The sequence below is a fragment of the Oleidesulfovibrio sp. genome, from assembly GCF_047973035.1.
In the GTDB taxonomy this organism is placed as follows: Bacteria; Desulfobacterota; Desulfovibrionia; order Desulfovibrionales; family Desulfovibrionaceae; genus Oleidesulfovibrio.
Genome location: NZ_JBKEBF010000024.1, coordinates 65035 through 74606, shown reverse-complemented (window position 1 = coordinate 74606; position 9572 = coordinate 65035). Strand labels below are relative to the sequence as shown.

The 9572-nt window shown below is 48.8% G+C and carries 8 protein-coding genes and 1 tRNA gene; 1 reads left to right on the top strand and 8 read right to left on the bottom strand.

The annotated features are described in order from the left end of the window. The 8 genes from ACK5LI_RS08110 to ACK5LI_RS08075 form a co-directional block, all read right to left on the bottom strand. Nucleotides 1–106 (bottom strand): transposase (locus tag ACK5LI_RS08110; protein WP_416948049.1); only part of this gene is annotated, 106 nt, incomplete at its 3' end. A 176-nt stretch (nt 107–282) separates the two neighbouring features. Then, entirely contained in the window at nt 283–3099 is a 2817-nt protein-coding gene (locus tag ACK5LI_RS08105) for an Hpt domain-containing protein (protein ID WP_416948043.1), read from the bottom strand. Between the two features lie 99 nt (nt 3100–3198). Then, complete coding sequence (locus ACK5LI_RS08100; RefSeq protein ID WP_416948041.1) at nt 3199–3570, bottom strand: response regulator; 372 nt, start codon at nt 3568–3570, stop codon at nt 3199–3201. A gap of 11 nt (nt 3571–3581) precedes the next feature. Then, the gene (locus ACK5LI_RS08095) at nt 3582–4304 is read right to left on the bottom strand and encodes a chemotaxis protein CheW (RefSeq protein ID WP_416948039.1); all 723 of its coding nucleotides are present in this window, start codon (nt 4302–4304) and stop codon (nt 3582–3584) included. Continuing rightward, nucleotides 4298–5074, bottom strand: coding sequence for a ParA family protein (locus ACK5LI_RS08090; protein ID WP_416948037.1), 777 nt, complete (start codon nt 5072–5074; stop codon nt 4298–4300). The genes ACK5LI_RS08095 and ACK5LI_RS08090 overlap by 7 nt, the downstream gene beginning before the upstream one ends. 58 nt (nt 5075–5132) lie before the next feature. After that, nucleotides 5133–6011, bottom strand: a complete 879-nt coding sequence (locus tag ACK5LI_RS08085; RefSeq protein WP_416948035.1) for a CheR family methyltransferase — start codon at nt 6009–6011, stop codon at nt 5133–5135. Next, complete coding sequence (locus ACK5LI_RS08080; protein ID WP_416948033.1) at nt 6012–7940, bottom strand: HEAT repeat domain-containing protein; 1929 nt, start codon at nt 7938–7940, stop codon at nt 6012–6014. It lies immediately after the preceding gene. A 79-nt stretch (nt 7941–8019) separates the two neighbouring features. After that, nucleotides 8020–9120: a protein-glutamate methylesterase/protein-glutamine glutaminase gene (locus ACK5LI_RS08075; RefSeq protein WP_416948031.1), complete on the bottom strand. Its 1101-nt coding sequence runs from the start codon at nt 9118–9120 to the stop codon at nt 8020–8022. Between the two features lie 250 nt (nt 9121–9370). Between ACK5LI_RS08075 and ACK5LI_RS08070 the strand changes: the two genes are divergently transcribed. Next, nucleotides 9371–9448, top strand: a tRNA-Pro gene (locus ACK5LI_RS08070). Nucleotides 9449–9572: the final 124 nt, after the last annotated feature.

The following is a 9572-nucleotide window of genomic DNA, read 5'->3' as shown; positions in this document are numbered from 1 at the left end:
CGCGCTTCTTCTCTCCGTAAAAAACTTGCCGCCGATACTTTGGCGCAAACACTACGTGGTATTTGCAGTTCCATTTTGTGTGGGCTAAACTCTTAGTGTCACCCATTGTGGCCTCCTTTTGATTTGCCACCTGCAGTTGCCAGACCGCAGGGATTAGTTAGCAAATCAAAAGGAGTTTTACTAATATCTCTATAGCTTTAAGCTTTACGGAACCCCCCGCCTAGCGGGGGGTTTTCTGCATACAAAAAAGCCGCTCCAAAAGGAGCGGCTTTCACTATTCAGCTACATCGCTTTCGAAGTCGCCATCAGGTAAACTTCATGCGGGTCCAGAATCAGAACCACGCTGCCGTCACCCATGATCGTTGCACCGGAAATGCCCCTCAGGTCTCCAAGGTATTCACCCATCGGCTTGATAACTATTTCCTGTCGCTCAAGCAGCCTGTCTACTACAAGGCCCAGCCTGCGGTCGTTATCATGAATGACAACTACTGACAGAACTTCATCGTCATCGGTGGTTGATTCCAGACCAAGAAGCTCGGACAGAGTAACAATACCCAGAACTTCTCCGCGGAGGGTCACTGCCTTACGATGGTTTACATCGGTCAGGCGTTCCGCTTCAATCTTGGTAGTTTCAGACACGGCATCCAGCGGAATGGCATATGTTTCGCCGGAAACATTCACCATCAGCGCATCAATAATGGCCAGCGTAAGCGGCAAGGACAGAATAAACTTGGTGCCTTTACCTATTTCAGACTGAATACTTACACTACCTTTCAGGTTCTTGATATTCGTGCGGACAACGTCCATACCCACACCGCGACCGGAAATATCCGTAATCGTCTCGGCAGAAGAGAAACCCGGAGCAAAAATGAGCTCCATGGCTTCTCGATCATCAAGTGCTTTGGCTTCTTCCGGGCTGATAATGCCTTTTTTGATAGCCACTTCGCGCATCTTTTCCGGATCAATCCCTTTACCATCGTCTTCAATCTCAATGGCAACGGAGTTACCCTTGTGGTAAGCGCGCAGGCATACCCGCCCTTTAGCACGCTTGCCTTTTGCAATGCGCTCTTCTTCAGGCTCTACACCATGGTCCATGGCGTTTCGGATAAGGTGAACCAGAGGGTCGCCGATAACTTCAACGACACTCTTATCCAGTTCCGTCTCTTCGCCTTCCATTATCAACTCAACTTCCTTGCCACTTTTGCGTGAAAGGTCGCGAACCAGTCGGGGAAAACGAGAGAATACTGAAGAAACAGGCACCATACGCACTTTCATAATCGTATCCTGAAGGTCATCAGAAATACGGGCCATCGCGTAGGTAGTTTCTGTAAGATTCTGTGCTACATCAGCAACGTTGACGTTGGTCTCACCTTCAAGACGACGCGCCAGCATTGTGTAGCGGTTCCTGTTGATGATCAGCTCGCCGATAAGGTTCATCAGGTGGTCAAGCTTTTCATGATCAACTCTGATTGTGGATGAAGACTTTCCTTTCTGGGCTGTTGGCTGCTCTGCTGGTGGTGCTGCAGGCTTAGCTGTCGGAGCAGCTTTGGGGGCTGTCGGCTTGGGCGCTGCAGAAGCTGGTTTCTCAGGCGGTGCAGTTTTTTCCGCTTTGGGTGCAGCCTTTTCTTCCTTTTTCGCTGCCGCAGGCTTTACGCCTGCGGGTGGTTGCGGCTGAGCCGGAGTACTGCCGGAATCAGTATCGGGAGCATCAGCAACAGGCGCGGGAGAAGCCAAAGCGGCTACGTGCCCATCCACCATGTCTTTCAGGATTGCACATTCCTGCTCAAGCAGGTCTGTCATCAGTGAAAAATCTAAATCAGTCGATCTGGCCTGATCAACAAGCTTGGAAGTACGATCTGCATACACCTTGCTTTCTTCAAGTCCCATATAGCCGCACGAATTCTGAATTGTAACAAGAGAACGGAACAGAGCATCAATATAGTCTTTTTGTGAACTGTCCTTCGACAATTCTTCCAGCGCTATCTTAATACTCTCAAACTGCTGGCGGATAGTATCTTTAAAAACGTTCAGATCGTCAGCATCCACGCCGTTCGCTTCGCCTGCCGCCGCAGGCGCAACCTGTTCGGCAGCGGGTGGAGCAGCTTTGGCTTCCTGCGGTGCAGTAGCCTGTGCTCTTACCGGTGCATCAATGATCCCTTCGGAAACGGCTTTCTGCAAACGCGCGAGAACATCTTCAATAACAACAGGCGTAGCTTTACCGGAGGTCGTGTCGATCCGCTCGACCATAGCATCGATGTAATCCACAACGACAAGCAACAAATCTACCAGCGCATGCGATGAAGGCATCTCTCCTTTTCGCACCCTGTTAAGCAAGGTCTCAGCTTCATGTGTCAGGCTGTTGAGTTCGGCATAACCGATGATGCCGCTGTTTCCTTTTAAGTTATGAAAATAGCGGAAAAGATCGTTTACCAGATCACCTTCAGCGTTGGGATTCTTTTCAAGCTCAAGCAGGCCGGAATTCAGGTTTTCTGAAATTTCACGAGCTTCTTCAACAAAGTCTCTCAGATGACCTTCGCCGAAAGCTGTCAGAACATAAGCTTCCTGATCCTGAAATACACGCTCTTCAGCTTCCTGCGGTTCAGCTTCAACAAGCACGTTTCCGCCAGCAAACTCTCCGGTACTTTCTGAATCTGCAGAGGTATCTTCCTCAACAGGCGTTGCCGGCTGAGCAGCAGGCACCCCTCCTCCGGCCATTATCTGATCGATGATTTCAACAATCGAAGCAATCTCTACATCGCCTTCCTGCCCAGTGACATCCAGATTATCAATCATCTGGCGCAGAGCATCGGTAGCCGACAAAATTACATCCATTATCTCAGCTGAAACAGCCATCTCTCCCTTACGGAGCTCATCAAGAATATTTTCAGCACGATGCGCAAGAGAGTTGATTCTATTCAACCCAAGAAAACCGGATGCCCCCTTAAGCGAGTGCATGGGCCGGAAAATTTCATTAAGCAACGAAAGGTTATCTGGAGAATTTTCAAGCTCAAGCAAGTTAGGCTCGATAGTCTCCAGATGCTCTTTCGCCTCTAAAATAAAGTCGGCGAATATTTCCGGATCCATGAAATCCTGACTCATGTCATTACCTCTGTTCTGGTCGCCGTGAAAGGCATATGAAAAACCGCACTATAAAAAAACGTTTCTAGTACATTACATCGGCAGAATAACGCCGCAGCTTTAGCCCAACAGCATTTTAATATTCTTTACCATCTTGTCGGGCTGTGCAGGCTTTACCATGTACAGGTTTGCACCAAGGCTCATACCCATCTGGATATCCTTTTCCTGCCCTTCCGTGGAAAGCACAACAATAGGCAGATCACGGTATGTTTCCTGCTCACGCACTGTACGGATAAAAGTAAAACCATCCATACGGGGCATATTCACATCTGAGATAATCAGATCAACAGGCTCTTCTGCAGAATACAGCTTCTCAAGACCATCGAAACCATCTTCTGCCATTGTAACGCGAAAGCCTTCTTTCTTCATGATAAAAGCAACCAAGTTGCGGACAGTCTTGGAGTCGTCAACGATCAATATATGTTTGCTCATGGTGCACTCCTTTAACTTTGCAGAACACGCTCAACGATTCGATCTACAGAAATAATGCTGACTAGCCGCTCATTCGAATTCATCAAGCCGGAAACAAAATCAATAGTTGTCCCCAGACGGGACTCTATATTCCAGTCAATGGTGTGCTGCGGAACTCTATACATCGTATGCACACGATCTATAATCAGCCCCACCTGCAGACCTTTACGTTTGCAGATAACAATAAATCTTCCGTCATCTTCATTTACAGAGGCAATCCCTAAAAGATCCCTCAGATAAACAAGCGGAGTCACACGCCCGCGCAAGTTTACTATTCCTGCAATAAATCCCGGGGCTGCAGGCAGCTTGGTAGGCTGCATAAAACGGACAACTTCCTGCACAGCCATGATGGGAACTGTAAACTCCTGCTCGCCAAGATAAAAACTGACCATCTGCACGTCTTCAAGATCACGCATCTGATCTTCAAGCGACTGCGGAACCTCGAGCGCTTCTTCCGGCGGCATCCCCTGCTGCCCGTCTTCTGATACGACGGCAGGTGCAGCAACATCGGGCTGAACTTGCATGACAGACTCTGGTCGTTGCTCCTTGCCAAGGCGTTGCAGAACGTCCTGTTCATCCATGCCCAGATACTTCTGCATAAATGAGCGTTCTGCCTCTGTAAACTTGGCATCATCTCCGCCCGCACCTACGCCGAAGTCCTGCTCTTTGAAATATTCTTCGGGTGTTTTTACCATATGGACATAATCTCTTCAGCCAACGCCTCATAGGCTTTGGCCCCTCTAGTGTTTTTGTCTATGTCGTAAATGACTTTTCCCTGAGCACTGGCTTCCCGAAATTTAGTATCTATACCGATGACAGTCTGAAACATATTTTCACCCATTTTCTGACCGATCAGTTCCAGAACTCTGTTACAGGCTCCTGCTCTTCTGTCATACATGGTAGCAAGAGCTTTGTATTTCACCGGAGACGGCATTGCTTTATTTAAAATTCGAATGGTGTCAAACAGCAGTTTCAACCCATGCAACGCCAAAAAATCAGTTTGAATCGGTATAATCAGCAAATTAGAAGCAACAATCGCGTTGACCAGCAATATACCCACATGGGGCGGACAATCCAGAACAACGTAATCATAGTCATCCTGCACATGCTCCAAAGCCTGCTGCAGAATTGCCCCCTTGCCTTTTCTCCCCCTCAGATCTACTTCCAGTTCTGAAAGCCTGATATGCGCCGGCACCACATCAAAGGTCTGCATTTCATGCCTGTGCCGGATGCTTTTCCAAAGCGCTTCAGCGTCTTCAATTTCTTTGGAAAACAAATCAAACGCAGTACCAACCAGCCCCTCAGGATAGTAACGCAAATGCACCGATGCGCAGGCGTGAGGGTCCAGATCCATGATCAGCACCCGATACCCTTTATTTGCCAGTGCGGCAGCCAATGTCAGCGTGGTTGTGGTTTTCCCTACCCCGCCTTTCTGGTTGGCTACGGCCAGCACCCGTGCACCCACTATATGCCTCCCCGAACCGTTGCAGCCTTTTGAAATTGTCCTCTATTCAAACGCATCGTTATTCCATCTTTTTATAGACTATTGCGCCCTGATGGTGCTCGGGCTTGAAGGCACGCGTAATGTTATGCAGCGACTCAGAGTGGCCGATAAGCAGAAAACCTCCAGGCAGCAGGTTATCATAAAAAGACCCGATAACCCGCTTTTTCATATCATCATCAAAATAGATAATAACATTCCTGCAGAATACAATCTGGGAACGCTCGACACGCTTCAACTGCACTCTGTCACTCAGGTTAATCTGTCCGAAATTAACCAGCCTCTTCAGTTCCGGCTTTATTTTGTAATTTGAACCTTCCTTGATGAAGTACTTGGAAATCATCGAAGGAGGAGTCGTACGCAGAGCATACTCTGTATAAATTCCTCTTCTGGCAGCCTGCAGCACTCCTTCGGACAAATCGTTGGCAGTAATTTTAATATCCCAGCTGCCGATTTCCGTACGGAGGACTTCATGAAGAATTATCGCCAGAGTGTACGGCTCTTCACCGGTTGAACACCCTGCCGACCAAATCCTCAGCCGCTTGGAGCGCTTGCTTCGCAAGTCGTCAAGAACAGCGCCAAGAACTTTTTCTTCAAAGACTTTCAACTGTGGCGGGTTGCGGAAGAAGCTTGTTTCGTTGGTCGTGACAACCTCAAAAAGCTTGGTCAACTCCTGTCGTCTTCCTGCATCATAACGAAGAAAATAAAAGTATTCGCCGTACGTCTTCAGGTTCAGGTCTTTCAGACGGTTGGCCAACCGATTCTCCACCAGATATTTTCTGTTATCCGCAATATAAATGCCGCACTGATCATAAATGAAGTCGCGCAGCTGCGAAAACTCTTCATCCGTGATCTTCTGCTCTTTACGAAGCGTGATCGACTTTGAAAACAATGACGACATCTACGCGCCCTCTCCTTGTTCTTGAATCTTGCCGATAGCAAGCTCAGCTGCTTCCTGAATCTCGGGGCTGTCAGAATCAACCATCGACAGAAGCGCACGGAAAGCAGTTTTGCCGCCAATCACTCCCAGCGCTTCAATGGCTTTTATGGTCACCAATGGACTGTCATCGTTCAGCATTTCGACCAAGGCAGGCAGAGCCGTTCTTTCACGCCTTTTACCCAAGGCTTCTGCGGCCCTCATCCGCACCCAGTCATCGCCGTCATGCAAAGCCTGCATCAAAGGCTCACTGACATCAGCACAATCGCATTTGCCCAGCAATTCCACCAGAGCAAGACGGACTTCGCTATTTTCGTCATGCAATCTTGGCAGCACCATCTGCAGGCGACGATCAACATCGGAGCACACATCAGCAACGGCTTCTAAAGCGACTTTGCGGATATCGGGAACAGAGTCTTCAAGGGCAGTCTCAAGCAGGTCAAGGTTGCCATCGATATCAAATTTGCCAAGGGCGTACGTTGCCATAAGGCGGTTAAGAGGATCTTCGCTTGCGAACAGTGTTCTGAAACGTTGCCCCATTTTATCATCAGCAAGGGCAATGCAGGCGTCCAGCGCAACCTCTTTGACATCGTCGTAAGGATGCTCAAGCATGGAAAAAAGGATATCGCCAACTTCATCTGCCTGTCCCATTTTGCCGATAAAGGTCAATGCAGCTTTAAGAACATTGCCGTCATTGTGCTTTGCCAGCACATCAAGGAAGAACTGAATTTCTTCTGCGGCTGCGACAGAGGCAAGAACCGAAACCAGCGCACGCTGCACATCCCGGTCTTTGCTCCAGAAGAGCTCCATCAGTACGGGAATAATCGGCGAAGGATCGCTCATGCCGGCAATAGCTTCCACCGCAATCTGAACCCGATACTCGTCTTCTGAGTGCAGTTCTTTTTCCAATGCGGAATTTGCTCCGATTGAAGCAAGCGAATCTACGGCTTTTACCAGACGCTCATGGTCCCGATCAGGATTCAACTTTGCTGCTATATCCATAACAGCAGTAGTTGCCTTGTCCCCGCCCATAAAGCCGAGCCCGAAGATAGCAGCATCCTGAATATCTTCTTCTTCGTCCTGTATGGCTACAAGCAGGTATTCTCTGAATCGCTCGTGTTCTTTATCAGGAAGCAGGTTAAGCAGCTTACCGCCCATCAGCTGAACAACGGCTTTAACAATCTTATTACGTAAAGGAGTAGGAGAAGACTCCAGTCTTCTCAGCAACAGTGAAACAGCCTTGATATTGCCCATTTCTCCCAGCGCATCGACAATCATGGACGCAACGAGGTCCGAGGAATAGTCCAAAGCCCTGACAAGGGCATTAACTGAAGACTCGGCCCGTATTTTTGTCAAAGCCTCGATAACTGAAAATTGAACCCATTCTTCATCTTGCAAGGCATTGTTCAGACACTCTGCAGCTTCGGGGAAGGCAAGGCTTCCCAAGCTGACGGCGGCCTGATAGCGGACGTTAACTTCCGGATCGCGCAACAAGGCTTCGCAAAGGGGGCGTACAGCGTCCACCTTGGCGCAGGAGCCAAGAATGTCAGATGCAAAAATACGCATATCAGGATCATCATCATGCAGAAGGCGGGTAAGAGAATCAAAATCATCTGCACCGATCTCGCGCAGGATATCCATAGAAATATTTCTGGCAGGAGCCTCGTCGGAACGCAGCAAGGGAATAACCGCCTGCACAGCAGGAGCCCCCCCGATTTTGCGGATAGCCTGTTCTGCAGCCTCCTGCACCCCGAGATTTGCACTCTCCAGATGCGTTGCCAGTAACGGCACGGCTTCCTTCAGCAAAAGGTCACCTGCTGCAAAGGCAGCTTCCCGCACGTCCTCTGTATTATCACTGCCTAGCTGCTCAAGAATGTGCTTATGCTCAGACATGTTTCATTCCTTACGAGTTATTGATTCAGCAAAGCTACGGCTTAGCCAGCTTAACTATAGCAGGTCACAAGGTCTGATTTCACTTATAAACAGCATTCATAATGGCTTCTGCCATATCATCAATGTCAATGATGCCGTCAGCAAGGCCTGCATCCACAATGGCTTTAGGCATCCCGTATACAACACAGGTAGAATCACTTTGTGCCAGAGCACGTCCCCCCTTTTGCTTCAGCACCTTCATTCCTTCCATTCCGTCGCTACCCATACCCGTGAGAATAACACCCAAAGAACGACGCCCCAAAGCAAGCCCGGCAGATTCCATCAGCACATTTGCCGAAGGCTTATACAATGCATCCGCCGGATCTGTAGTTACTTCAACAACCAACCTTCCGCGGTTATTGGCAATCCGAACGTGTTTTCCGCCAGGAGCAATATATGCTGTTGCAGGGGTAAGCAAGTCGCCATGTTCGGCTTCTTTTACTGAAATTGCACAAACGCTATCCAAACGTTTTGCAAAAGGCCCTGTAAAAGCAGCAGGCATATGCTGAGCAATGACAATCCCCACCGGAAAGTCTGCCGGAAGAACGGAAAGCACTTTCTGCACGGCTGGCGGTCCACCGGTAGAAACGCCGATAGCAACCGCATCCACTACAGGTTTGCCGCTACGTGCGACCAGAGGGGTAGCCTTTGCAGCCACAGGACGGGAAGGAACAGCAGCACCCTTTGCCAGACCGGAAGTAACCGGGCGGGCTACAGGGGCAGGACGCAGAGGCCTGACAGGCATTTTACGGCGAGAAATAGCTTTCACCTTATCCTGCAGGTCTTTTTCAATCTTGATGATATCAAGGGATACTTTTGAAAGCTGTTTAGGAATAAAGTCTACAGCGCCCAGTTCCATCGCTTTAAGAGTAGCTTCCGCCCCTTCCATGGTAAGAGAGCTTACCATCAAAACCGGTCTGGGCATCTCCATCATAATGTGCCGCAAAGCTGTCAATCCATCCATGCGCGGCATTTCAATATCAAGCGTCACCACGTCAGGATCATGCTTACGGATCAACTCCAGCCCTTCTTCCCCGTTACGGGCTGTAGCAACAACGGTAATGCCGGGGTCTTTTTCCAGCATACTGCTCAGGGCCTTGCGCATAAAGGCGGAATCATCAACTACGACGACTTTAATCACCAAGTACTCCTAACGTTCCTGACTACACATCATAGCGCCGAGACGATACGAAACATAGCCGTTATCCTTATTCACCCGAAATGAGCATGGACAATATACAGTAACAAAAAAACATAGTACCCGAATTAGTACAAAGAACTGAAGACAAGTTTAGTCTTTTACCAAGCATAAGGAAACACCCTTTTTTTTGCAATCGAATGTAAAAAGTACTTGCATTTATCATTCGACTTCGCTAAAAACCACCTCCTCACGGGATGTGGCTCAGTTTGGCTAGAGCGCAGCGTTCGGGACGCTGAGGCCGAAGGTTCGAATCCTTTCATCCCGACCAGAAAAAACGGGACTTGCGGTAACACTGCAAGTCCTTTTTTATGCATTTCCAAAGACGCAAGTATTCATTGATATTTCTCTTTTTCCATACTGCACCTCCTCTCCTGCCTCTTTGGCTCACTGAT

Excerpts from the sequence above, each read along its gene's own strand:
- ACK5LI_RS08105 (WP_416948043.1), bottom strand. The coding sequence starts at position 3,099 with ATGAGTCAGGATTTCATGGATCCGGAAATATTCGCCGACTTTATTTTA.
- ACK5LI_RS08100 (WP_416948041.1), bottom strand. The coding sequence starts at position 3,570 with ATGAGCAAACATATATTGATCGTTGACGACTCCAAGACTGTCCGCAAC.
- ACK5LI_RS08095 (WP_416948039.1), bottom strand. The coding sequence starts at position 4,304 with ATGGTAAAAACACCCGAAGAATATTTCAAAGAGCAGGACTTCGGCGTA.
- ACK5LI_RS08085 (WP_416948035.1), bottom strand. The coding sequence starts at position 6,011 with ATGTCGTCATTGTTTTCAAAGTCGATCACGCTTCGTAAAGAGCAGAAG.
- ACK5LI_RS08080 (WP_416948033.1), bottom strand. The coding sequence starts at position 7,940 with ATGTCTGAGCATAAGCACATTCTTGAGCAGCTAGGCAGTGATAATACA.